The sequence below is a fragment of the Dactylosporangium sp. CA-092794 genome, from assembly GCF_050948465.1.
GTDB lineage: Bacteria > Actinomycetota > Actinomycetes > Mycobacteriales > Micromonosporaceae > Dactylosporangium.
Genome location: NZ_CP192044.1, coordinates 4017232 through 4041085, shown reverse-complemented (window position 1 = coordinate 4041085; position 23854 = coordinate 4017232). Strand labels below are relative to the sequence as shown.

Sequence of the window (23854 nt, the reverse complement as noted above, 5' to 3'; positions counted from 1 at the left end):
GGCTACCCAGGTGTGCCGGGGGCAAACGGCGGGTAGCGGGGCCGGTCATGGCCGAGGTTCACAAGTGGTCGGTGCTGTCGAACACCACGCTGGGCATGCTGCTGGCGACGGTGAACGCCTCTATCGTGATCATCTCGCTGCCGGCGATCTTCGACGGCATCCACCTCGACCCCGTCGCCCCGGGCAACGTCAGCTACCTGCTGTGGATGCTGATGGGGTACATGCTGGTGACCGCCGTGCTCGTGGTCACCCTCGGGCGGCTGGGCGACCTCTTCGGGCGGGTGCGCGTCTACCGGGCCGGTTTCCTGGTGTTCGCGGCGGCGTCGGTCGCCCTGGCGCTGACCCCGGCCGGCGGCAAGGGCGGCGCGCTGTGGCTGATCGGCTGGCGCCTGGCGCAGGGCGTCGGCGGGGCGATGCTGATGGCGAACTCCACGGCGATCATCACCGACGCGTTCCCGGCCCGGCAGCGGGGCACGGCGCTCGGCGTCAACCAGGTCGCCGGGCTGGCGGGCAGCTTCATCGGGCTGATCCTGGGCGGGGTGCTGTCGGCGTGGAACTGGCGGGCGATCTTCTGGGTCAGCGTCGTGGTCGGGGTGGTGGGGGGCTGGTGGGCGTACCGTAACCTGCACGAGACCGCGCGCAGGACGCAGGGCGTCCGGATCGACTGGCTGGGCAACCTGACCCTCGCGGTGGGCCTCACCGCCGTGCTGGCCGCGATCACCTATGGGATCCAGCCGTACGGCGGCCACACCGAGGGCTGGACGAACCCCATGGTCGTCGGCGGCATCGCCGGCGGCGGGCTGCTGCTGGTCGCGTTCTGCGTGATCGAGTCACGGGTGGCGCAGCCGATGTTCGACCTGCGCCTGTTCACCATCCAGGCGTTCTGGACCGGCAACCTGGCCGCGCTGCTCAACGCCGTGGCCCGAGGTGGTTTGCAGTTCATGCTGATCATCTGGCTGCAGGGGATCTGGCTGCCGTTGCACGGCTACGACTTCGCCGAGACCCCGCTGTGGGCCGGCATCTACCTGGTGCCGCTGACCCTCGGGTTCATCGCCGCCGGCCCGGTCTCGGGCTACCTGTCCGACCGTTACGGCGCGAAGCTGCTCGCCACCGGCGGCCTGAGCCTCATGGCGCTGACGTTCGTCGGCCTGTTGCTGCTGCCGGTGGACTTCAGCTACCCGCTGTTCGCGGTGCTCCTGGTGGCCAACGGGGTCGGCTCGGGCCTGTTCTCCGCGCCGAACACGACGGCGGTGATGAACGCGGTGCCGGCCGGCCAGCGCGGGGTCGCCTCCGGGGTGCGGGCGACCTTCCAGAACGCCGGCATGGTGCTGTCCGTGGGCGTGTTCTTCTCGCTGCTCATCGCCGGGCTGTCCCGCTCGCTGCCGGAGGTCCTCGGCCAGGACCTCGCGGCGCAGGGCGTGCCCGCGCACGCGGCGGCCACGGTCGCCGCCGTGCCCCCGGTGGGGCTACTGTTCGCCGCGTTCCTCGGGGTCAACCCGATCGCCTCGCTGCTGGCCAACGCCGGCGTGCTGGGGACGCTGCCGGCGGCCACCGTCACGACCGTGACCGGCCGGACCTACCTGCCGCAGGTGATCTCCGGCCCGTTCCACGACGGCCTGGTGGTGGTCTTCCTCGTCGCCGCCGCCCTCTCCGCCGTCGGCGCGGTGGTGTCGCTGTTCCGCGGTGGCATCTACATCCACGACGAGCACTGCCACGACCAGGAGGTCCGCCTGGAGTCCGACTGCGTCTAGCCGGCCCCGTCCCGGCGGCGCTCCTCGATGCGGCGCTGCTCGCGGCGGACCTCGGCGTAGGACTCCCGCTCCCGGACCAGCCACTCGGGCGGGTCGGCGGCGAGCGCGTTGATCTCGGCGGTGGTGAGCGCCTCGGTGACCCCGCCGCGGGCCAGGCCGCTGTTGGAGACCCGCAGCCGGGCCGCGACCACGTTGCGCGGGTGCGGGCCGTCGCGGCGCAGGTCGACCAGCCACTGCGGCGGGTTGCGCTGCAGCTCGTCGAGCTCGTCGCGGGAGACCTGGCCCTCCTGGAACTCCCGCGGGGTGGCCGGCAGATAGACGTCGAGCTTCGCCGCGGCCGTGGCGGGCTTCAAGACCTGGGGCTTCCTCGGCTTGCTCACCCGGCCAGGGTAGCGGCCGGCCCGCCGGTAGGCTCTGCAAGGTGCCTACCAGCTTCCGGCTCGTGGTGGTGCCCGGGGTCGTCGTGGATCGGTGGCTGCGCACCTGGTCGCAGCGGGTGCCGGCGACGCCGCTGGAGGTCGTGCCGGCCGAGGCGGCCGACGCGCCCGGGCTGATGCCGGGGCGGGCCGACGCCGGGCTCGTCCGCCTGCCGGTGGACCGGGAGGCGCTGCATGCCATTCCGATGTACACCGAGACCACGGTCGTGGTGATCCCGCGCGACCACGCCCTGGCCGCCGCCGACGAGCTGACCCCGGCCGAGGTCGCGGAGTTCGACGAGCCCCTGCTGTACCCCCTCGACGACGTGCTGCCCCGGCCCGCCCCGCCCCCGGCGGCCGGCTATCGGCCCGCGACCACCGCGGAGGCCGTCGAGCTGGTGGCGGCGGGCGCCGGGCTGCTCGTCGTGCCGCAGTCGCTGGCCCGGCTGTACCACCGGCGGGACCTGACCTACCGGCCGCTCACCGGCGCCCCGGCGTCGTCGGTCGCCCTGGCGTGGCCGCGCGACGGGCACACCGAGCTGGTCGAGGAGATGATCGGGATTGTCCGCGGGCGTACCGCGAACAGCACCCGCGGCCGCCCCGACCCGCAGCCGGCCACTCGGCGCCGCCGCGGCAGGTCGTAGGTCCTCCCAGGCCGGGTGGTTGTCCTCTAACCGGTCTTGCGCGCCGGGCCGCACGCTGTTGGCGACACAGCGAAACGCCACCCGGGAAGCCCAGGAGGGCCCCATGAAGCGCAAGACTCTCGACATCATCGTCGGCGCCGGCCTGGTGATCCTGGCCGGGCTCCTGCTGGTCGCCGGCCTGGTCCTGACCAGCAACGCGAACTTCGCCAAGAACTACGTCAAGGACCAGCTCAGCCAGCAGCAGATCAGCTTCAAGACCGCCGACACCCTCACCCCCGAGGAGAAGGAGTCCGCCTGCCTGGTCAAGTACGCCGGCCAGCAGCTGACCACCGGCAAGCAGGCCGAATGCTACGCCAACGAGTTCATCGGACTGCACCTCAAGTCCATCGGCGGCGGCAAGACCTACGCCCAGCTCGGCGACGTCCAGACCGAACTGAAGACCAAGATCGCCGCCGCGCAGAAGGCCAACCCCGACGACCCGGCCATCGCCGACCTGCAGAAGCAGCTCACCGCCAGCAACACCGACCGGGAGACCGTCTTCAAGGGCGAGAGCCTGCGCGGCATGCTGCTGACCTCCTACGGCTTCAGCGAGTTCGGCACCAAGGCCGAACAGGCCTCCCTGGTCGCCTACCTCGCCGCCGGCCTGCTGTTCATCCTCGGCGCCGCCGGCCTCCTCCACGCCGCCCGCACCCCGAACAGCCAGGGCTTCGCGGTCCCCGAGGAGTCCAAGTCCCTCACCAGCGCCTGACCTCCGAGAGTTTGGCCCCGGGCCGGTTGGCCCGGGGCCTTTTTGTCTGCTGTCTTGTCTGCTGTTTTCAGGCCTTTGCCGGTGCGTCGTTGTGCACGGGTTTTCTCGCTTTTGCCGGTGCGTCGTTGTGCACGAGCAGCATTGGGCAGTCGGCGTGGTGCAGCAGGCGCTGGCCGACCGAGCCGGACAGCAGTGCCCCGGCCGGGCCGTGCGCCCGCCCGCCGATCACCAGCAGTTGTCCCTCGGCGGAGGCGTCGAGCAGCACGGAGGCCGGATCGCCCAGGGGCATCCGGGCGAAGGCCGGCACGGTGGGGTACTTCTCGTGCCACCGCTGCACGTCGTCGGAGAGCTCGGCGTGCAGGGTGGCGCGCAGCCGGACCGGGTTGCTGCCCAGCGGCGGGATGCCGACGCCCCAGGGAGCGACCTGCGGGGTCAGCGCCCGGATCGCGACCACCTCGCAGCCGCGCCGCGCCGCCGCCTCGAACGCCTCCGCCAGCAGGCGGTTGTCGTGGTGCGAGCCGTCGACGCCGACCACCACCGGCCCGTCGGCCGCCTCGACCCGGCCGCGTACCACGACGACCCGGCCCGGCGCGCCCATGGCGGCCCGCAGCCCGGTCCCGCCGTGCAGGGCGGCCGACAGGGCGGTGTGCCCGTGGCTGCCCACGACCAGCAGCCCGGCGTCGGCGGCCAGGCGCAGCAGCACGGCCACCCCGTCGCCGGGCACCGGCCGCCCGCAGACCGCGAGGCCCGGCCGGGCGGCGCGAGCCGCGGCGATCGCCGCCTCGACCAGCACCGCCGCCCGCTCCCGGGCCCGCGGCTCGGCCCGGTGGGCGAGCACGACACACAGCCGCCGACCCGACCGGTCCGCCTCCGCGGCGGCCCAGCGCAGCGCGGCGTCGCTCGCCGGCGTGCCGTCGATGCCCACGACCACGTCGTTGTCGTTCATGGCGTCCTCCTCGGCGTCCTCGGCCTGGTTGCCTTCCCTGCCTCGATCCTCGGACCGCTCCGCCGCCCGCGCGTAGGCCATCGGTCCCGGCCGGCGCGGGACCCGCGGCCCTGCCGCCGCTGCTGCGGGGCCACCGGGCTCGGCTTCTCGGACCCGGGCCGCCGGCTCCGGCCCGGGCGGGACCGGAGGCCCTGCCGCCGCCGCTACAGGTGCCACCCGGCTCCGCCCCTCGGACCCGGGCCGCCGGTCCCGGCCCGGGCGGGACCGGAGGCCCTGCCGCCGCCGGTGCGGGGGTGCCACCGTGAAAGGTGAACGACCCGTTTCTCGATCGAGGGAGGGCGTCATGGACACCAACCGGCGCCCAGTCGTCGTGGGCGTGGACGGTTCGCCGGCCGGCTCGGGCGCGGTCCGCTGGGCCGCCGACGAGGCCGTCCGGCTGCGCCGCCCGCTGCGCATCGCCCACGCACTGGAGGCTCCCGACCCGGCGCGGGAGGACATCGACGAACAGCGCCTGACGCTGGATGCCGCGGCCGAGGCGCGGCAGTGGCAGCCCGGGCTGGAGGTGACCACCGCCACCCGTCGCGGCAGCGCGGCCGCCGTCCTGCTCGAGCACTCCCGGCACGCCGCCCTGGTCGTGGTCGGCGGGCGCGGCATCGGCGGGTTCCCGTCGCTGCGACTGGGCAGCGTCGGCATCCACCTGGCCGCGCACGCCCCGTGCCCGGTGCTCGTGATCCACCACGCGGAGCGCTGGGCCGGCCCCGAGTCGGTCCTGCCCGCGCACGGCCCGGTCGTGGTCGGCGCCGACGGCTCCGACGCGGGGGAAGCGGCGCTGCAGCTGGCGTTCCAGGAGGCGGCGCTGCGGCAGGCGCCGGTGCGAGCGGTCCGCGCCTGGCAGTGCCCGCCGCGGCGGTTCGGCCGCTCGGCGGACCCCGACCGCGCCTGCGCGGCCGTGCTCGGCGACCTCGCCACGAGCCTGGAGCCGTGGCGGGCGAAGTACCCGAACGTCGAGGTGGAGCCGCGCGCGGTGGAGGGCCGGCCCGCACCGGTGCTGCTGGCCGAGGCCGCCGGCGCTCTGCTGGTCGTCGTCGGCGCGCGCGGCCGGGGCGGCTTCGAGGACCTCCGCCTGGGCGGCACGGCCTGGCAGGTGCTGCAGCACGCCGACGCCCCCGTGCTGGTCGCCAGACGCCAGTGAGCGAACTTGGGGACTTTCGGCCTGGCCAGCAGTGACAATGTTCAGGTAGGAAGGAACCTATGATCCGCGTGTTTCTGCTCGACGACCACGAGGTGGTCCGTTTCGGCCTGCGCGAGCTGCTCGAGCGCGAGGGCGACATCGAGGTCGTCGGCGAGTCGGGCTCGGCCGTCGAGGCGACGCACCGCATCCCGGCGCTGCGCCCGCACGTGGCCGTGCTCGACGGGCGGCTGCCCGACGGCAGCGGCATCGACGTGTGCCGGGACGTGCGCTCGGTCGACCCGACGATCAACGCGTTGATCCTGACGTCGTATGACGACGACGAGGCCCTGTTCGCCGCGATCATGGCGGGCGCCGCCGGTTACGTGCTCAAGCAGATCCACGGCACGGACCTGGTCGACGCGGTGCGCCGGGTCGCGGCCGGGCAGTCCCTGCTCGACCCGGCGGTGACCGCCCGGGTGCTGGAGCGCATCCGGCGCGGCCCGGAGCAGCCCGACGAGTTCAAGGACCTCACCGAGCAGGAGCGCAAGATCCTGCTGCTGGTCGCCGAGGGCCTGACCAACCGGGAGATCGCCGAGCGGATGTTCCTCGCCGAGAAGACGGTGAAGAACTACGTCTCCAGCCTGCTGGCCAAGCTCGGCCTCGAGCGGCGCACGCAAGCCGCGGTCCTCGCGTCGAAGCTGCTACAAAAGAAGCCGTGACCTCCCTGCCGCTGCCGGAATTGTCCCGAGTCGACCTCGACGCGCTCCTGCAGGAGCTGCTCGCGCGGGTCGGCGAGGTGATGACCAGCCGGGAGCGGCTGCGGGCGCTGCTCGACGCGGTCGTCGGCATCGGCTCCGACCTCGACCTGCACAGCACCCTGGAGCGCATCGTCGAGGCGGCGTGCCGCCTGGCCGACGCCCGCTACGGCGCCCTGGGCGTGATCGGCTCCGACCGCATGCTGGTCGAGTTCATCCACCACGGCGTGACCCGGGGCGAGCGCGACTCCATCGGCGAGCTCCCCCGCGGCCACGGCGTGCTGGGCCTGCTCATCGACGAGCCGACCCCGATCCGGCTGGAGGACATCACCCAGCACCCGCGCGCCTACGGCTTCCCGCCCAACCACCCGCCCATGCACAGCTTCCTGGGCGTTCCGGTGCGCATCCGCGATCAGGTGTTCGGCAACCTGTACCTCGCGGAAAAGCACGGCGGCGAGCAGTTCACCCAGGACGACGAGGACCTCATGGTGGCGCTGTCGGTGGCCGCCGGCGCCGCGATCGACAACGCGCGCCTCTACGCCCAGGCCGAGCGCCGGCAGCGCTGGCTGGTCGCCGCCGCCGAGATCACCGGCGTCCTGCTCGGCGAGGTCCGCCGCACCGAGGCCCTAGAGCTGGTCGCCGCCCGCGCCCGCGAGGTCGCCGGCGCCGAGCTGACCATGGTGCTGCTCGCCGGCGAGGACGGCGAGCGCCTCACCGTCGAGGTCGCCGAAGGCGGCCCGCAGGACGCGGCCGGCTGGTCCATCCCGGTCGCCGGCAGCGAGTTCGCCGACGTGCTGCGCCACCGCCGCGTCGCCGTCATCACCGACCTGGGCGCCGCCGCCAACTGGCCCATCCTGCTCCCGACCGGCACCGCCCTGCTGGTCCCGCTGGCCGTCGGCGGCGTCGCCCTCGGCGCGCTGGTGGTCGCCTTCGGCAAGGGCGGCGCCACCATCACCGAGGGCGTCGAGCTGGCGATGGTCGAGACGTTCGCGGGCCAGGCGGCCCTGGCTCTGGAGCGGTCCCGCGCCCAGGACGAGCGCGAGATGCTGGCGGTGGTCGGCGACCGCGAGCGCATCGCCCGCGACCTGCACGACGTGGTGATCCAGCGGCTGTTCGCGGCCGGCATGCAGCTGCAGGGCGCGGCGTACCGCGCCACCCAGGACGACGTCCGCGAGCGCATCGGCCGCGTCACCGACGACCTGGACACCACCATCCGCGACATCCGCGGCGCCATCTTCGAGCTGCGCGGCGCCGGCCAGCACAGCCTGCGCAAGGAGATCCGCGACCTGATCGACGAGGCCGCGGAGTCGCTGGGCTTCCGCCCGGTGCTGCGCATCGACGGCCCGGTCGACACCGCAGTGCCCGACACCGCCCGCACCGCGCTGCTGGCCGTCCTGCGCGAGTCCTTGAGCAACGTCGCCAAGCATGCCCAGGCCTCCTCCGCCCGCGTGACGATCACCGCCACCGGCGGCAACTTGGACCTGGAGGTGGAGGACGACGGCCGCGGCCTGCCCCCCGCCGCATCCGAAGCCACCCCGGGAGACGCCGACCCGGACACCACCCCGACCACCGGCAACGGCCTGCCCAACATCCGCGCCCGCGCCACCGACCTGGGCGGCGACTGCACCTTGGGCCCGGCCGGCGACCGCGGCACCCGCGTCGCCTGGCACATCCCAATCTGACCCGCCCCGCCCACTCCTCCCCGGACGGCACTCGTCACGTCCGGTCCCAGACCAGCTCACTTGTCATCGGCGGCGCCCCTGCACGGAGCGCCACAACGAACATTCCCGACATTTCGCCCGACAGGTGAAATATCCGACCCGAGGCCGACCAGGGCGGACGAATGTTTCCGCGATCATGATGCTCGCGGCGGCCGCGACCCGGGTTTTTCATGATCCCGGAGAGTCCTGGTACACGGGTGTACATCAACACTCCGCGATCATGAGAAACCGTTGTGTCGCTGGCGGGTTCAGCATGATCACGGAGACTTTCTGTCGCTGCGCCGTGCTCCGAGGCGCCCGGCGCCTGAGCGATGATCACCGGGATCGTGCCCGCCGCGGTGTGCCGAGTGAGGCTCGGCGTCGCGCATTCCGTTAAGTCGGGCGCGGAGCGCCCGACTTAACGGATTTTTCGCCTGTCGGGGTATAAGTCCGAAAAGTCGCGGCGCGGAGCGCCCGACTTTTCGATAGGCCGCGCTCGGACCAGGCGCCGCTCGGACCAGGCGCCGCTCGCGCTAGGTCGCGCTCGTGCCACGTCCCGCTCGCGCCGAGCGCGGGCCAGCCGGGCGCGGGCCAGCCGGGCGCGGGCCAGCCGGGCGCGGGCCAGCCGGGCGCGGGCCAGCCGGGCGCGGGCCAGCCGGGCGCGGGCCAGCCGGGCGCGGGCCAGCCGGGCGCGGGCCAGCCGGGCGCGGGCCGGGCGAGCTGGGCGCGGCCGGGCCGCTCGGACCGGGCGCCGCTCGGACCCGGACCCCGGGCGCTCGGACCCGGGCGCCGCTCGCGCCAGGACGCGGACGGGCTGGACGCGGACGGGCTGGACGCGGATGGGCCGCTGGGGCGGCGGCGCCGTCGCGAGTGGCGGGGCACGGTCGCGATCCCGACGTTGGTGCTGGTGCGGTTGGGGGCGGGGGGATCGTGACGCGGTCGCGGTTGTGGGGGTGTGGTGGGCGGCACTGCCGGGGGCGGGGATGACGGGCGGAGTCTGCGGCGCGCGGCCCGGCGGGGGCGGGACCTTCGCCCCTGACTGGGCGCGGCGCGGCGGGGCACCTTTGTCTAACAAGAAGTACATCCGTTATGCCGAGGAGCGCGCCATGGTTGCGATCCACTACACCGACCGCGGGACCGCGGTGCGGCTCGGTGCGGCCTCCCGCGCCCTGACCCGGGCGGCGCTCGCCGCGTTGGAGGCGCCCTCGTTCGGCGATGCCCGGCCGTGGCGCTGGCACATCGACGGCGAGCGGGCCGAACTGCTCGCCGATCATCGCTTCCGCTCGCCCGAGGATCCGCAGGGGCGGGAGCTCACCATCAGCTGCGGCGCGGCGCTCCACCACTCGTTGATCGCGCTCGCCGCCGACGGGGCCGGGGCCGAGGTTACCCGCCTGCCGCGGCCGGAGGAGCCGGACGTGATGGCGGTCCTGCACCACACCGGTTCGATTCCGCGGGACCCGCGGACCGAGCGCCTGCGCCGGGCCATCGCGCAGCGCCACAGTGACCGGCGGCGGTTCGCCGACGAGCCGGTCCCGGCGGCGACAGCGCGCATGCTGCGGGCCGCGGCCGAGGCGTCGGGGGCGCAGCTGCACCTCATCTCGCCCGCGGCGGTGGGCGGGCCGGCGGCGTTCGCCCGGCAGGCGGTGATCGCCACGGCCGGGGACGAGCCGCGCGACTGGCTGGCCGCCGGCGAGGCGCTCTCCGCGGTCGTGCTCACCGCCACCGCCGAGGGCCTGGCGACGTCCATCTCGGCGTTCCCCCCGGCCTCGGTGCCGCAGTGGCTCCCGCGGTGCCTCCCGGCCGGCGCCGGACGGCCCGCGGCCCTGGTCCGCTTCGGCGTCGCCGGCCGAATCGGCGCGGTCATGCAGGCCCGGTGACGCCGCCGCCGGCGCAAAAAGATCGGCGCGGTCATGCAGGCCCGGTGACGCCGCGGCCGGCGCAAGAAGATCGGCGCGGTCATGCAAGCCCGGTGACCCCGCCGCCGGCGTAAACAGATCGGCGCAGTCATGCAGGCCCGGTGACGCCGCGGCCGGGGTAGACCGGAAGGGCCGGAAGGTTTCGGGAGGATCGGTGCGGAAAGGTAGGTCCGGTCATGAACGCGCTGGCATGGGACTGGGAGGTCTTCACCGCGGCCGTAGGTGACGCGGTCTGGGCACCGTCGATTCACAACAGCCAGCCGTGGCGATTCCGGTGTACCCAGGCAGGCATCGACCTGCTGGCCGACCCGGGGCGCGGGCTGCCGGCCTGCGACCCCGACGGGCGGGCCGTGCGGGTGTCGTGCGGGGCCGCCGCGTACAACCTCCGGCTGGCACTGGCCGTCGCGGGCGCTCCGGCGGAATACGCGCTGGGGCGGGCGGGCGTGCTGGTGCGCCTCACCCCGGCGGCGGCGCGGCCGGCGAACCCGCAGCAGCACCGGCTGTACCGGGAAATCCGGCGGCGGCACACGAACCGGTCGCCGTTCTCCGAGGTGCCGGTCGAGGCGGCGGCGGTCGCGCGGCTCGTGGAGGCGGCGCACGACGAGGGCGGCTGGCTGCACCTGGTGACCGGGGGAAAGGCCCTGACCGATGTCGCGGAGCTGATCCGGACCGCCGACGCGAAGCTGAGCGCGGACCCGGCGTACGTCGCCGAGCTGCGGGCGTGGAGCAGCGCGGCGGACCAGCGCGTCGAGGGCGTCGACCGGCGGGCCGCGGGCGCCGCGCCGCACCCGGCGGAACTGCTCACCCGGCGCGACTTCGGCGGGCCCGCCCACGACACCACCCGGGAGCTGTCGCGCGAGCCGCTGGTCGCGGTCCTCGGCGTGCCCGGTGAGGCGCCCGCCGACGAGGTTCGGGCCGGAATGGTACTGCAACGAGTCCTGCTGACCGCCGCGGACCTCGGCCTCGCCGCGGCGATGTTCTCCCAGCCGATCGAGGTGCCCGCGGTCCGCGAGCGGCTGCGCCGGCTGCTGGGGCGGGCGGACGCGCCGCAGCTGGTGCTGCGGTTCGGGTACGCGCCGACGACGTGCTTCACCAACCGGCGGCCGGTCGCGGACGTGATCGAACCTGAGTCCTGAATCCACCCCCGAACGGGACTTTCGGCACTGTCCGGCCGGTCGGCGCCGGTCGCAGAGTGGTTCGGTCCGCACGTTGCAGGAGGTGGCATGGCCATGTCGGACACGCGGATCGCGACGCATACCGTTGACGTCCGCCGGAGCGGGCCGGTCGGCGACGTTGAGCTGGAGTCGGCCCGGGGCCTCTTCGGCGCGGTGGTGGCCCGGCACGAACTGTCCGGCGGCGTCCGGGTCCGGCTCACCGCCGGGCCGTGCCCGGGCGGGCCGCTGCTGGTGCAGGCCAACCTGCGGGTCTTCGGCGCGCCCGCGCGCATCCAGGTGACCGGGCGCGACCCCGCGATGGCGCTGGCCGCCGGGGCGGTGCGGCTGGACCGGCAGGTTCGCCGGCTGTCCACGGCCTGGGAGCCGTGGCCGTGGCCCGACCCGGAGCGGCGGGCGCTGGCGGTGCCCGGCCGGGCGGTCATCACCCGCCGCAAGCCGGTCCGGCTGTACCGTCGCCGCAGCTGCCAGGCGGGGGCGCACCTCGCCGCGATGGACTACGACGCCTACCTGTTCACCGACGCCGAGACCGGCGAGGACGCGCTCGTGCACCGGGCCGGGCCGACCGGGCTGCAGCTGTCCCGGCAGCGCAGCATGCACCCGGACCACAGCTTCGGCACGCCGGCGCCGACGGTCAACCCGCGGCGGACCCCGGTGCTGACCCCCGCCGACGCGGCCGCCCGCATGGCGGAGGGATGGCTGCCGTTCCTGTTCTTCACCGACCCGGCGACCGGCCGCGGCAACCTGGTCTACCGCCGCTACGACGGCGGCGCCGGCCTGGTGACCCCCGCCGCCTGACACAGGCATGCGGCCGGAGGGCAATCCTGGGCGCCCGATGACCTTTGGCCCTGAGCGGACGGTGATCACGCGGGGACCGTAGAATCATGACGACCCCTACGACACTCGTTCCGTCCGGGCTGTCCGCCGCCGAGGTCGCCGAGCGCCGGCAGCGCTTCGGCCGCAACGAGCTTCCCGCCGCCCGGCCGCCGTCCGTGGTCGGGCGCGCCGCCGCGCAGCTGCGGGACCCGCTCGTCATCGTCCTGCTCGCGGCCATGGTGGTGACGCTGGTCCTGCGCGACCTCAGCGACACCGTCGTCATCCTGCTGGTCATCGTGCTCAACACCACCGTCGGCGTGGTGCAGGAGATCCGGGCCGACCGCGCGGTGGCGGCGCTGCAGCGCATGGCCGCGCCGTCGGCGCGGGTGCGCCGCGACGGGGCCGACACGACGGTACCGGCGGCCGAACTGGTGCCGGGCGACCTGGTGCGGGTCGAGGCGGGCGACATCGTCCCGGCCGACCTGCGGGTCGTCGAGGCGGTCCGGCTCAGCCTCGACGAGGCCGCGCTCACCGGCGAGTCGATGCCGGTGACGCGCCGGGCCGGCGACGAGCTGTCGGCCGGCACCGTCACCGCCACCGGCCGGGCGGTCGGCGAGGTGACCCGCATCGGCGCGGACAGCGCGCTGGGCCGCATCGCCGCGCTGGTGGCCGGGCAGCCCCGGCGGGCGACCCCGCTGCAGCGGCGGCTGGCCGGGCTCGGGCGGGTGCTGGCCGTCGCCGCGGTCGCGCTGTCCGCCGTGGTGCTCGCCGTCGGCGTGCTGCGTGGCCAGCCGTTCGGCGAGATGCTGCTCGCGGCGGTCAGTTTGACCGTGGCGGCGGTACCGGAGTCGCTGCCGGCGGTGGTGACCCTCGCCCTGGCGCTGGGCGCGCACCGCATGGCCCGCCAGGCCGGCATCGTGCGCCGGCTGCCGGCGGTGGAGACGCTCGGCTCGGTCACCGTGCTGGCCACCGACAAGACCGGCACGCTCACCGAGGGCGTGATGAGCGTCGAGCGGCTCCTGCTGCCCGGCGGCGGGACGGTGACGCTCTCCGGGCGGGGGTACGACCCCGGCGGTACCGCCGAACCGGAACCGGACCCGGCGGCGCGCCGGCTCGCCGAGGCGCTCGTGCTGTGCAACGACGCCGGGCTCGCCAAGCCCGACGGCGAGCACCCCGCCTGGCGGCCGGTCGGCGACCCGATGGAGGCCGCCCTGCTGGTCGCGGCGGCCCGCTGCGGTGTCGGGCTGGACGTGCGCGAGCTGCTCCCCCGCGCCGACGAGGTCCCGTTCGACGCCGACCGGCGGCGGATGACGACCGTGCACCAGCGGCCCGACGGCCGGTACCGGATCGTGTGCAAGGGCGCGCCCGACGCGCTGCTGGCGCCCGGCGGCCCGCTGCGCCTCGACGCCGACGAGCGGCGGCGGGTGAGCGCGGCGGCGGCCGAGCTGTCCGGCGCCGGGTACCGCCTGCTGGCCGTGGCCGGGGCCGACCGCCCGGGGACGATCCGCGCCGCGGACGCCGAGCGGGACCTGGACCTGCTCGGCCTGGTGGTGCTCGCCGACCCGGTGCGGGCCGAGACGGCCGACACCGTCGCCGCGTTCCGCGAGGCCGGCATCGGGCTGGTCCTCATCACCGGCGACCACCCGGCCACCGCCGCCGCGATCGCCCAACGGGTCGGCCTCACCGCCACGCCGTCCCTGACCGCCTCCAGCGACACGACCACCGGCGCCGAACCACCGCACGCCACCGCCGCAGGCGAACCACTACAGGCGGCCACCGCCGACACGGCCACCGGCGCCGCGCCGCCGGCGACGGCCGGGGCCGATGTGGTGCCGTGGGTGGTCACCGGCGATGCGGCCGCGACCGCCGATCTGCGCACCGCCGTCTACGCCCGGACCAGCCCGGAGCAGAAGCTGACCATCATCCGGCGCCTGCAGGACGGCGGGGCGGTCGTGGCGATGACCGGCGACGGCGTCAACGACGCGCCCGCCCTGCGCCGGGCCGACATCGGCGTCGCGATGGGCCGGGGCGGGACCGAGGCCGCGCGTCAGGCGGCCGACCTGGTGCTGGCCGACGACAACATCGCGACCGTCGGCCGGGCGATCCGCGAGGGGCGGCGGATCTACGCCAACATCCGGCGGTTCCTGGTGTACGCGCTGTCCGGTGGTTCGGCCGAGGTGCTGGTCATGCTGGCCGGGCCGTGGCTCGGGCTGCCCGTGCCGCTGCTGCCGGCGCAGATCCTGTGGATCAACATGAACACGCACGGGCTGCCCGGGGTCGCCCTCGGCGGCGAGCCGGCCGGCCCGGGCCTGATGCGCCGCCCGCCGCGCCGCCCCGGTGAGGCGATCCTCGGCGGGCTCACCGGGCGGATCGCCCTCAACGCCGCGCTCATCACCGCGGCCGCGCTCGGCGCCGCGCTGTGGATCCGGCACGTGGGCGGGCCGTGGCAGAGCGCGCTGTTCGTGGTCCTCGGCCTGGCCCAGCTCGGCGTGGCGCTGGCGCTGCGCTCCCGCGGCGGCGGCCGGCGCAACTGGAGCCTCGACGCGGCGGTCGCCCTCTCCCTCGCCCTGCAGCTCGGCGCCCTGTGGCTGCCGCCGCTGCAGGCGCTGCTGGGCACCGAACCCCTGGGAGCGGCGCAGTTCGCCGCGTGCGCGGCGATCGCCGCCGGGCCCGGGCTGATCTCCTACGCGCTCTCCCGCCGGGCCTGAGCCGGCGGCGGGTCGCGGGAGGGGGCCAAGGTCCCGCCGGGGCGGGTCCTGTGGCCGTCCCGCCACAGGGGCGGCGGGGGTCAGATGGAGGCGGGACAACACGCCTGGAGGAGGTGTGACATGAGTACGACCAGCAGGCTCTTCCCGCTCGACCTCGGACAGCTGCCGACCGCACTGTTCGGGGCGCAGGCCGTGCGCGTCGAGGAGTACACCGACGGCAACACCTACGTGGTGCGGGCCGAGGCGCCCGGACTCGACCCCGACAAGGACATCACGGTGTCGCTGCAGGGCAACCGGCTGCACATCCGGGTGGAGCGCAACGAGGAGCGGATCGACAAGGCCCACTCGGAGTTCCACTACGGCTCGTTCACGCGCAGCGTGCAGCTGCCGCTCAACGCCCAGGAGGAGGGCATCACGGCGAGCTACGTGGCGGGCATTCTCGAGGTTCGCGTGCCGCTCGCCGGCACGGTGAGCCCGGGCCGCGAGATTCCGGTGACGAGCAAGCCGGCGGCCGCCGCCAAGAAGTAACTCCCTGACCACCGCCGCGGAGCCTGATCGTAGTGGGCCTGGCTCCGCGGCGGTCGTGTGTGCGGGCGGCGGACGTGGGCAGGAACGCTCACGGACCCGACGACACCGAGGGGGACAGCGCCATGGCCGCCACGCAACCCGACCCGCCCACCAGGTACCAGATCGCGCCGGCCTGCGGTGACCTCACCCGCGCCGCGCTGGCCGCCCTGCAGGCGCCGTCGTTCCTCAACACCCAGCCGTGGCGGTGGCGGCTCACCCACGACTCGGCCCTGCTCTCCGCCGACCCGCGCCGCCGGCTGGCCGCGATGGACCCCAGCGGGCGGCTGCAGGTGCTCAGCTGCGGCGCCGCCCTGCACCACGCCTGCGTCGCCCTCGCCGCCGCGGGCGTCGACTTCGAGGTGGAGCCGATGGCCGGCGACGGCGGGACGGACCTGCTCGCCGTGGTGCGCCACCGCGGCCGGGCCCGGCCCTCGGCGGCCGCGCAGCGGCTGCGCCGGGCCATCCCGGTGCGCCGGTCCGACCGCCGGCCGTTCGCCGGTACCCCGGTGCCGGACGAGGCGATCGAACGGCTCCGCGCGGCGGCCGAGCGGCCGGGCGCCCACCTGCACGTGGCCTGGTCGCGGGAGCTCACCGAGATCGCGGTGGCGGCCGGGCAGGCGGCGGACGCGCTGCTCGCCGACCCCGGCTACCGCGCCGAGCTCGCCGAGTGGGTCCGGCCGCCCGGCGAGGGCCACGACGGCCTCCCGATCGACACCCTGGCGCCGGTCGGCGCGCGGACGGTGCCGGTGCGCGACTTCACCGCCGTCGCCGGCGCGCCCGGGATCTTCAGCCGGGTCGACGTCGCCGACCGTGAGGCGCGCTACGGCATCATCGTCACCGACGGCGACGGCCCGGGCGACTGGCTGCTGGCCGGGGTGGCGCTGTCCGCGGTGCTGCTCACCGCGACCGCCGACCGGCTGGCCACGTCGACGATGAGCGACCTGGTCGAGCACGAGGTACCCCGCCGGACGCTGCGGCGCATGCTCGGCGGCGTCGGCTACCCGGCGATCGGCGTGCGGATCGGCGTGCCGGCCCCGGGTCCTCCCCCGCCCAAGGCCCCGCGCCGCCGGGCGGCCGAGATGATCGAGGTCGTCGCCGACCCGGTGGCCGGCTCCGACCGGCCCTGACCCGGCCCTGGGCCAAGGCCAAGGGCACCGGGTAGAGCCGCGGAAAGACCGAAGCGGTCAGCCGACCGGGATGGGACGGAGCGCGGCGCGGGCGGCCTGGGCCGGGACGACCGCGACCGGGCAGGCGGCGTTGTGGATGAGCACGTCGGGCAGGCGGCTCGGCCGGCCGGCGGCCGGCGCCTCGGCGACCACCACGAGCGCGGCGCCGGTCGAGGCGTCCAGCAGCTGGGCGGCCGGGTCGAGGCCGGTCAGCACCTCGACGGCGACGGGCACGTCGGCGAACGCGGCCCGCCAGGGCGCGAGGGCCTCGCTGAGCACCCGGCGCGCCTCGGCGTCGTCGGGCCACGGCTGCCCGTCGGGCCGGCGGACGTAGCAGACGCGCAGGCCGGTGCCGCGCCGCTCGGCGGCGCTGAAGGCGTGCTGGACGGCGGCGGCCGGGGTGGTGCGCGGGTCGAAGCTCAGCACCACCGGGCGGCTGCCGTCCGGCTCGGACGCCGTGGCGGCGTCCGCGCCGACGATCACCACCGGGCAGCCCGCGTAGGCCAGGACGTGCGCGGCGATCGCGCCGGAGGGTGGGCGGTGGTGATCGGCCGGTCCGAACGCGGCGTGGCCGCCCCGGCCGATCACCAGCAGGTCGGCCGAGCGGGCCGCGCGGATCAGCGCCGCGCCGGGCGACACGGTGGTCACCACGGTGCGCACCACCAGGCCCGGGTGGGCCCGCAGGAGCGCCTCGCGGACGGTGTCGACCAGCCGCCGGGCCTCCACGGCCGCGTCGCCGACCGCCCCGGGCGGCGCCAGGTACGCGTATGCCGACCGCGCCAGCTGGGCGTGCACGATGCGCAGCACCGCGCCCGCCGCGTCGGCCTCGGCCGCGGCCAGGCCGACGGCGGCCACCGAACCCGGCGACCCGTCGTATCCGGCGACGACCCGGCTGATAGTCGGCATCTCGCTCCCCGATCGCTCAGGCCTGAACAGCGTCAGGCGTCGAAGGTGTACCGGTGCTGCACGGTGGTGTCGTCGAAGCCCCACTCGAGCTCGTCGGTCAGCCCGACGACGCCGTCGAGGCCACGGACGAGCCGGGCCGCGATCTCCGCCGTGCTGCGGCGGTCGACCTTGCCGATCAGGGTCACGTGCCCGCTGCTGACGGAGACCGCGACGTCCATCGGGTCGAGCCACAGCACGCGGCCGAGCACCCCGTCGATGACGTCGAAGCGGATGTCGTCGTCGCTGCGCAGGTAGCGGCGCAGCAGGTCGCTGCGGGCGACGACGCCGACCAGCTTGCCGTCGTCGTCGAGCACGGGCAGCCGCTTGACCTCGTGCCGCTCCATCAGCTGGGCGGCGGCGGTCAGCGTCGCCGAGGCGGCCACGGTGACCGCCGGGCTCGTCATGAGCTCGGCCGCGGTCTCGCCGGTGGCCTTCTCCTTGGCCTGGCGCGCCCGGCGCCGCTCGAACAGCCCGGCGTGCACGTCGGCGCCGTTGAACTGCACCTTGTGCAGCAGGTCGGCCTCGGACACCACGCCCAGCACCGCGCCGTCGTCGCCGACGACCGGCAGTGCGCTGATGCCGCGCTCGACGAGCCGCTCGACGATCTCACGGTAGCCCAGGTCGGGCGGGACCGTCGCCACGCTCTTGGTCATGACATCGCGTACCAGCAGCGCACTCATCGTCGTCATCCCTTCTCGCTAGAGGCCCCCGCTCACATCTCCACAGTGGACCTCGCCGGCACCGGGCGCACGGGTCGAAGGTCCCGCCCGGGCCGGGCCGGTTCCTGCAGCGCACGGACCGTCATCCGGGCCAGCACGTCGCTCAGGCCGGCGCCGACCGCCGCGACGCCCACGCCGAGCAGCACCGCCCCCAGACCGCGATACTTCATCGCTCTCACCTCCACGTCCGACGGTCCTGCCGGCGTCCGCCGGGGCGCGCGAGGCCGACGACCCGAGCCGGCGGGCCTTCCGGCCCGTGTGCGCGATCGCCGTCGCGACGAGGGTGAGAACTGTGGGGCCACCATGCCCCGCACGGCAGGAGGAGGAAGTCATGACGTACCGCATCGCCATCAACGGTTTCGGCCGGATCGGCCGGGATCTCGTCCGGTGCCTGGTGGAGCGGGACCTGCTCGGCCGGGAGGTCGAAGTCGTCGCGATCAACGACCTGTTCGACACGGCGGCGCTCGGGCACCTGCTGCAGCACGACTCCACGTTCGGGCGGCTGCGCGCGACGGTGGACGTCGACCCGTCCGGCGGCGGGATCACCGTCGGCGGCAAGTACATCTCGGTGCTGCGCCAGCGCGACCCGGCCTTCCTGCCGTGGGCCGACCTCGACGTCGACCTCGTCGTCGAGTCGACCGGCAAGTTCCGCAGCCGCGAGGACGCCGCCGTGCACCTCAAGTCCGGCGCGCGCAAGGTGCTCATCTCCGCGCCCGGCAAGGAGGTCGACGCGACGATCGTGCTCGGCGTCAACGGCGAGTCCTACGACCCGCAGCTGCACGACGTCGTCTCCGCCGCCTCCTGCACCACCAACTGCGCCGCCCCGATGGCCCAGGTGCTGCACCACGCGTTCGGCGTCGAGCAGGGCTTCCTGACCACCGTGCACGCCTACACCAACGACCAGGTGGTCCTCGACTCGCCGCACAAGGACCTGCGCCGGGCCCGCACCGCCGCCACGAACATCATCCCCACCAGCACGGGCGCGGCGAAGGCGATCGGCCTGGTGCTGCCGGAGCTGGCCGGGCGGTTCGGCGGCGTGGCGCTGCGGGTGCCGGTGGAGAACGGCTCGATGACCGACCTGACCGTGCGGGTGTCGCAGGCGGCGACCGCGCAGCAGGTCAACGCCGCGTTCGCCGCGGCGGCGGAAGGGCCGCTGCGGGGCATCCTGCGCTACAGCGAGGCGCCGCTGGTGTCCCGCGACATCATCGGCGACCCGGCGTCGTGCGTGTTCGACGCGGGCCTCACCGCCGCCGACGGGCACCTGGTGAAGGTGTTCGGGTGGTACGACAACGAATGGGGCTACACCAACCGCCTCGTCGACCTGGCGCTGCTGTTCGCCGGCGCACAGGAGTAGGACCCGGCTGGCGGCCCGCCCGGCCCGCGCGGCACACTGACGCGGAGATCGGAGGCGGGATGAGCGAGGAGTCGCACGTAGGTTTCGTGGCCGCGGCCCGGCTGGAGCTCGACGAGCTGCTGGAGCAGCTCGTCGAGCGGATCCGGGACGTGCAGAGCACGCAGGGCCGGCTGCGCGGGCTGCTGCGGGCCAATCTCGACATTGCCCAGGGCGTCGACCTGGAGCAGGTGCTGCGGCAGATCGTCTCCGCCGCCCGGGAGCTGGTCGACGCCCGCTACGCCGCCCTCGGCGTCGCCCGGCAGGGCCACCTCGTGCGGTTCCTGCACGAGGGGATGCCCGACGACGCCGAGGCCCGCATCGGCCACCTGCCCGAGGGCAAGGGCGTGCTCGGCGCCCTGGTGGAGGACCCGCGGCCGATCCGGCTGGTCGAGATCGGCGAGCACCCCGGCAGCGTCGGCTTCCCCGACGGTCACCCGCCGATGCACAGCTTCCTCGGCGTGCCGATCCGGGTCCGCGACCGGGTCTTCGGCAACCTCTACCTGGCCGAGAAGCGGGGCGCCGCGCAGTTCAGCCGCGACGACGAGGAGGTCGTGAAGGCCCTCGCCGGCGCGGCCGGCATCGCGATCGAGAACGCGACCCTGTTCGACGAGGCCCGCCGCCGCCGGGTGTGGCAGGAGGCGATGACCGCCGTCACCACCACCCTGTTCGAGGGCGCCGACCGCGAGCGGGCGATGCGCGCCCTCGCCGAGTGCGCGCTGCGCGCGGCCGGCGCCGCCGGTGCCGCCGTCGTCGCGCCCGCGGACGCGGCCGCCGCCGTCGGCCTGCTGGAGCAGTGGCCGGACGCCTCGGCGCTGGCCGACGCCGTGCTCGCCGAGGGCGGGCCGGTGCTGGTGAGCGACCCCGGGGCCGACCCACGCACCGAAGCGGCCGTGGAGCAGCTGCCGCAGCTCGGCGCGCTGATGGCCGCCCCGGTCGCCGGCGACGGCGGCGCGCACGGGGTGCTCGTCGTGGCGCACCGCCACGACGCCGGCCAGTTCGACCCGGTCGACCTGGAGCTGTTCGCCGCCTTCGCCGCGCACGCCGGCCTGGCCCTGGACGTCGCCGCGCTGCGCCGCGACACCGAGCGGATCCGGGTGCTGGAGGACCGCCAGCGCATCGCCGGCGACCTGCAGGAAACCCTGATCCGGGACCTGTTCGGGCTGGGCCTGTCACTACAGGGCACCGCCTCCCGGGTCGCCAGCCCCGAGGCCCGGGCCGCCCTGCTCGCCAACGTCGACGAGCTGGACCGGATCATCCGCGGGATCCGCACGGCCGTCTTCGCCATGGAACCCCACGACCGTCAGTAGACCGCCAGCCCGGCGGCGCGGAACCGGCCGCGGGCCCACTCGATGAGGTCCGGGCCGGGCGGGGCGGTGTCATGCAGCGGAAACGGGATGCGCAGCCGGGCGTACTTGGCCGCGCCGAGCCGGTGGAACGGCAGCACGTCGACCCGCTCCACCGCGCCCAGGCCGGCCGCGAAGCCGGCCACCCCGTCGACGTCCGCCTCGCCGTCGGTGAGCCCGGGCACCAGCACGTAGCGGACCCACAGGGGCGTGCCCCGCTCGGCCAGCCGGCGGGCGAAGTCCAGGGTCGGCGCCAGGTCGCCGCCGGTGAGCCGGCGATAGTGGACCGGGTCCCACGCCTTGATGTCGAGCAGCACCAGGTCGGTCGCGTCCAGCAGCTCGTCGTCGGCCCGGGCGCCGAGCGAGCCGGAGGTGTCCAGGGCGGTGTGCAGGCCGAGCTCCTTGGCGCCGGTCAGCAGCGCCCGGGTGAACCCCGGTTGCAGCAGCGGCTCGCCGCCGCTGACGGTGAGGCCGCCGCCGGTCGCCTTGACGAACCCGGCGAAGGTCTCGGCCCGCCGCAGGACGACATCCGCGGAGGTGCGGGTGCCGTCGCGCAGCCGCCAGGTGTCCGGGTTCTGGCAGTACAGGCAGCGCAGCGGGCAGCCGGCCACGAACGCGACGAACCGGGTGCCCGGCCCGTCGACGCCCGTGGACACGTCCCAGGAGTGCAGCCTCCCGGCGACCTCGAGCTCGCTCACGGCGCGCCGTGGAAGGTGCGGCCGATGACGTCCCGCTGCTGCTCCGGGCTCAGCTTCACGAAGTTCACGGCGTACCCCGAAACCCTGATCGTCAGCTGCGGGTAGCGCTCCGGATGCTCCATCGCGTCCAGCAGCGTCGCCCGGTCGAGCACGTTGACGTTCATGTGGAAGCCGCCGGCCCCGGTGTAGGCGTCGAGAATCCGGGCCAGGTTGGTGACCCGCTCGGCCTCGCCGCGGCCCAGCCCGTCGGGGGTGACCGTGCTGGTCAGCGAGATGCCGTCGCGGGCGGCGGAGTACGGCAGCTTCGCCACCGACAGCGCCGAGGCGACCATGCCGTGCACGTCGCGGCCGTTCATCGGGTTCGCGCCCGGCGCGAACGGCTCCCCCGCCCGGCGCCCGTCCGGGGTGTTGCCGGTGTGCTTGCCGTACACCACGTTCGAGGTGATGGTGAGCACCGACTGGGTGTGGATCGCGTCGCGGTAGGCGGGGTTGCCGCGCACCTTGTCCATGAACGTCTCCACCAGCCACACCGCGATCGCGTCGGCCCGCTCGTCGCCGTTGCCGTAGGCCGGGTACTCGCCCTCCACGAGGTAGTCGACGACCAGGCCGGTGTCGTCGCGGACCGGGCGGACCGTGGCGTAACGGATCGCCGAGAGGCTGTCCACGGCCACCGAGAGCCCGGCGATGCCGCAGGCGAGGAAGCGGCGCACCGGGTAGTCGTGCAGCGCCATCTCGATCCGCTCGTAGGCGTACTTGTCGTGCATGTAGTGGATGATGTTCAGCGCGTCGACGTAGGTGCGGGCCAGCCAGTCCAGCGTCCGGTCGAAGGCGGCCAGGACCTCGTCGTAGCGCAGCACGTCGCCGCGGACCGGCTCGGTGGGCGGGGCCACCTGGGCGCCGCTCATCTCGTCGCGGCCGCCGTTGATCGCGTACAGCAGCGCCTTGGCCGCGTTGGCCCGCGCGCCGAAGAACTGCATGTCCTTGCCGATCCGCATCGCCGAGACGCAGCAGGCGATGCCGGTGTCGTCGTCGGAGTACTGGCGCAGCAGGTCGTCGTTCTCGTACTGGATCGCGCTGGTGTCCAGCGACACCTTGGCGCAGAACCGCTTGAACGGCTCGGGCAGGGCCGGCGACCACAGCACGGTCAGGTTCGGCTCCGGCGCCGGGCCCAGGTTGTACAGGGTCTGCAGGTAGCGGTAGGAGGTGCGGGTGACCAGGGTCCGCCCGTCGGCGCCCATGCCGCCGATCGCCTCGGTGACCCAGGTCGGGTCGCCGGAGAACAGCTGGTCGTAGTCGGGCGTGCGCAGGAAGCGCACGATCCGCAGCTTGATCACGAAGTCGTCGATGAGCTCCTGCGCCGCGCTCTCGGTGAGGGTGCCGTCGGCGAGGTCGCGCTCGAGGTACACGTCGAGGAACGTCGAGGTGCGCCCGAGCGACATCGCGGCGCCGTTCTGGTCCTTGGTGGCGGCCAGGTAGGCGAAGTAGAGCCACTGCACGGCCTCGCGCGCGGTCCGGGCCGGCTTCGAGATGTCGTATCCGTAGGCCGCGGCCATCGTCTTGAGCTCGGCGAGGGCGCGCAGTTGCTCGGCGAGCTCCTCCCGGTCGCGGACCACGTCCGGGGTGGCCGCGTGGTCGTCCAGCGACGCCTTGTCGGCCCGCTTCGCCTCGATCAGGAAGTCCACGCCGTAGAGCGGCACCCGGCGGTAGTCGCCGATGATGCGGCCCCGGCCGTAGGCGTCGGGCAGCCCGGTGATGATCCCGGCCTTGCGCGCGGCGAGGATCTGCGGCGTGTAGGCGTCGAAGACCCCGTCGTTGTGGGTTTTACGGTACTTCGTGAAGGTCTCCTTGACCGCGGGGTCGAGCTCGTAGCCGTAGGCGCGCAGCCCGCTCTCCACCATGCGCAGCCCGCCGGCGGGCATGATGGCCCGGCGCAGCGGCGCGTCCGTCTGCAGTCCGACGATCAGCTCGCGGTCCCGGTCGATGTAGCCGGGCTCGTGCGCGGTGATCGACCCGGGGGTGCGCGCGTCGGCGTCGTAGATGCCGCGCTCGCGCTCCTGCGGGAACATCTCCTCCAGCAGGCCCCAGATGTGCCGGGTCCGCTCGGTCGGGCCGGCGAGGAAGGTGCCGTCACCGGTGTACGGCCGGACGTTGGCGCGGATGAAACCGGCGACGTCGACCTCGTCCCGCCACCGACCGCCCCGGAAGCCGCGCCACGCGGCCAGCTCGGTGCCGGCGGGGACACTGATGATGGTCATGGTTCCTCCTCGATCGCCTCGCTTC

22 protein-coding genes are annotated in these 23854 nt (G+C 74.8%); 14 read left to right on the top strand and 8 right to left on the bottom strand.

Annotated features, from left to right (window positions below):
* Positions 1 to 47 precede the first annotated feature (47 nt).
* Positions 48 to 1751 (top strand): MFS transporter, encoded by a 1704-nt coding sequence (locus tag ACQPXD_RS17335; RefSeq protein WP_432839595.1) that lies wholly within the window; start codon positions 48 to 50, stop codon positions 1749 to 1751.
* Here the strand turns inward: ACQPXD_RS17335 and ACQPXD_RS17330 are convergent.
* Positions 1748 to 2131 (bottom strand): DUF5997 family protein, encoded by a 384-nt coding sequence (locus tag ACQPXD_RS17330; RefSeq protein WP_432839593.1) that lies wholly within the window; start codon positions 2129 to 2131, stop codon positions 1748 to 1750. The two genes, ACQPXD_RS17335 and ACQPXD_RS17330, sit on opposite strands and share 4 nt — an antisense overlap.
* Positions 2132 to 2172: 41 nt before the next feature.
* Here ACQPXD_RS17330 and ACQPXD_RS17325 point away from each other — a divergent pair, with 41 nt between their 5' ends.
* Both ACQPXD_RS17325 and ACQPXD_RS17320 read left to right on the top strand, forming a co-directional pair.
* A complete protein-coding gene (locus ACQPXD_RS17325; RefSeq protein WP_432839591.1) occupies positions 2173 to 2811 on the top strand; it encodes a LysR substrate-binding domain-containing protein in 639 nt (212 codons plus the stop codon).
* 103 nt (positions 2812 to 2914) lie between these two features.
* The gene (locus ACQPXD_RS17320) at positions 2915 to 3559 is read left to right on the top strand and encodes a hypothetical protein (RefSeq protein WP_432839589.1); all 645 of its coding nucleotides are present in this window, start codon (positions 2915 to 2917) and stop codon (positions 3557 to 3559) included.
* 67 nt (positions 3560 to 3626) lie between these two features.
* On the opposite strand, the gene ACQPXD_RS17315 is transcribed toward ACQPXD_RS17320, so the two are convergent.
* Positions 3627 to 4505, bottom strand: a complete 879-nt coding sequence (locus ACQPXD_RS17315; protein ID WP_432839587.1) for a universal stress protein — start codon at positions 4503 to 4505, stop codon at positions 3627 to 3629.
* Between the two features lie 343 nt (positions 4506 to 4848).
* On the opposite strand from ACQPXD_RS17315, the gene ACQPXD_RS17310 reads away from it, so the two are divergent.
* The 3 genes from ACQPXD_RS17310 to ACQPXD_RS17300 are packed head-to-tail and all read left to right on the top strand — an operon-like array spanning position 4849 to position 8113.
* Positions 4849 to 5697, top strand: a complete 849-nt coding sequence (locus ACQPXD_RS17310; protein WP_432839585.1) for a universal stress protein — start codon at positions 4849 to 4851, stop codon at positions 5695 to 5697.
* A 59-nt stretch (positions 5698 to 5756) separates the two neighbouring features.
* On the top strand, positions 5757 to 6395 hold the full coding sequence (locus ACQPXD_RS17305) for a response regulator (RefSeq protein WP_432839583.1): 639 nt from the start codon (positions 5757 to 5759) through the stop codon (positions 6393 to 6395).
* Positions 6396 to 6406: 11 nt separating this feature from the next.
* The gene (locus tag ACQPXD_RS17300; protein ID WP_432843884.1) at positions 6407 to 8113 is read left to right on the top strand and encodes a sensor histidine kinase; all 1707 of its coding nucleotides are present in this window, start codon (positions 6407 to 6409) and stop codon (positions 8111 to 8113) included.
* Between the two features lie 436 nt (positions 8114 to 8549).
* Here ACQPXD_RS17300 and ACQPXD_RS17295 read toward each other — a convergent pair whose 3' ends face one another.
* Positions 8550 to 9215, bottom strand: coding sequence for a pentapeptide repeat-containing protein (locus tag ACQPXD_RS17295; protein ID WP_432839581.1), 666 nt, complete (start codon positions 9213 to 9215; stop codon positions 8550 to 8552).
* 22 nt (positions 9216 to 9237) lie between these two features.
* On the opposite strand from ACQPXD_RS17295, the gene ACQPXD_RS17290 reads away from it, so the two are divergent.
* The 6 genes from ACQPXD_RS17290 (at position 9238) to ACQPXD_RS17265 (ending at position 16437) form a co-directional block, all read left to right on the top strand.
* Complete coding sequence (locus ACQPXD_RS17290; protein WP_432839579.1) at positions 9238 to 10008, top strand: hypothetical protein; 771 nt, start codon at positions 9238 to 9240, stop codon at positions 10006 to 10008.
* 215 nt (positions 10009 to 10223) lie between these two features.
* On the top strand, positions 10224 to 11183 hold the full coding sequence (locus ACQPXD_RS17285; RefSeq protein ID WP_432839577.1) for an Acg family FMN-binding oxidoreductase: 960 nt from the start codon (positions 10224 to 10226) through the stop codon (positions 11181 to 11183).
* 87 nt (positions 11184 to 11270) lie between these two features.
* Positions 11271 to 12017: a sigma 54 modulation/S30EA ribosomal C-terminal domain-containing protein gene (locus tag ACQPXD_RS17280; RefSeq protein ID WP_432839575.1), complete on the top strand. Its 747-nt coding sequence runs from the start codon at positions 11271 to 11273 to the stop codon at positions 12015 to 12017.
* An 86-nt stretch (positions 12018 to 12103) separates the two neighbouring features.
* Positions 12104 to 14743, top strand: coding sequence for a cation-translocating P-type ATPase (locus tag ACQPXD_RS17275; RefSeq protein ID WP_432839573.1), 2640 nt, complete (start codon positions 12104 to 12106; stop codon positions 14741 to 14743).
* 120 nt (positions 14744 to 14863) lie between these two features.
* Complete coding sequence (locus ACQPXD_RS17270; RefSeq protein ID WP_432839571.1) at positions 14864 to 15271, top strand: Hsp20/alpha crystallin family protein; 408 nt, start codon at positions 14864 to 14866, stop codon at positions 15269 to 15271.
* A 122-nt stretch (positions 15272 to 15393) separates the two neighbouring features.
* On the top strand, positions 15394 to 16437 hold the full coding sequence (locus ACQPXD_RS17265; RefSeq protein ID WP_432839569.1) for an Acg family FMN-binding oxidoreductase: 1044 nt from the start codon (positions 15394 to 15396) through the stop codon (positions 16435 to 16437).
* Positions 16438 to 16494: 57 nt separating this feature from the next.
* On the opposite strand, the gene ACQPXD_RS17260 is transcribed toward ACQPXD_RS17265, so the two are convergent.
* Genes ACQPXD_RS17260 through ACQPXD_RS17250 form a run of 3 tightly spaced genes read right to left on the bottom strand, consistent with a single transcriptional unit; the run spans position 16495 to position 18310 of the window.
* Positions 16495 to 17382 carry a universal stress protein gene (locus tag ACQPXD_RS17260; RefSeq protein ID WP_432839567.1) on the bottom strand — a complete coding sequence of 296 codons (888 nt, stop codon included), beginning with the start codon at positions 17380 to 17382 and terminating at the stop codon, positions 16495 to 16497.
* Between the two features lie 32 nt (positions 17383 to 17414).
* Positions 17415 to 18101: a CBS domain-containing protein gene (locus ACQPXD_RS17255; protein ID WP_432839565.1), complete on the bottom strand. Its 687-nt coding sequence runs from the start codon at positions 18099 to 18101 to the stop codon at positions 17415 to 17417.
* A gap of 32 nt (positions 18102 to 18133) precedes the next feature.
* A complete protein-coding gene (locus ACQPXD_RS17250) occupies positions 18134 to 18310 on the bottom strand; it encodes a hypothetical protein (RefSeq protein WP_432839563.1) in 177 nt (58 codons plus the stop codon).
* 161 nt (positions 18311 to 18471) lie between these two features.
* Here ACQPXD_RS17250 and gap point away from each other — a divergent pair, with 161 nt between their 5' ends.
* Together gap and ACQPXD_RS17240 are read left to right on the top strand one after the other, a co-directional pair.
* On the top strand, positions 18472 to 19494 hold the full coding sequence (gap, locus tag ACQPXD_RS17245; RefSeq protein WP_432839561.1) for a type I glyceraldehyde-3-phosphate dehydrogenase: 1023 nt from the start codon (positions 18472 to 18474) through the stop codon (positions 19492 to 19494).
* A gap of 59 nt (positions 19495 to 19553) precedes the next feature.
* Entirely contained in the window at positions 19554 to 20840 is a 1287-nt protein-coding gene (locus tag ACQPXD_RS17240; RefSeq protein WP_432839559.1) for a GAF domain-containing protein, read from the top strand.
* Here ACQPXD_RS17240 and pflA read toward each other — a convergent pair.
* The gene (gene pflA, locus ACQPXD_RS17235; protein WP_432839557.1) at positions 20834 to 21574 is read right to left on the bottom strand and encodes a pyruvate formate-lyase-activating protein; all 741 of its coding nucleotides are present in this window, start codon (positions 21572 to 21574) and stop codon (positions 20834 to 20836) included. The two genes, ACQPXD_RS17240 and pflA, sit on opposite strands and share 7 nt — an antisense overlap.
* Positions 21571 to 23829, bottom strand: coding sequence for a formate C-acetyltransferase (gene pflB / locus ACQPXD_RS17230; protein ID WP_432839555.1), 2259 nt, complete (start codon positions 23827 to 23829; stop codon positions 21571 to 21573). Before pflB ends, pflA begins: the two co-directional genes overlap by 4 nt.
* Positions 23830 to 23854: the final 25 nt, after the last annotated feature.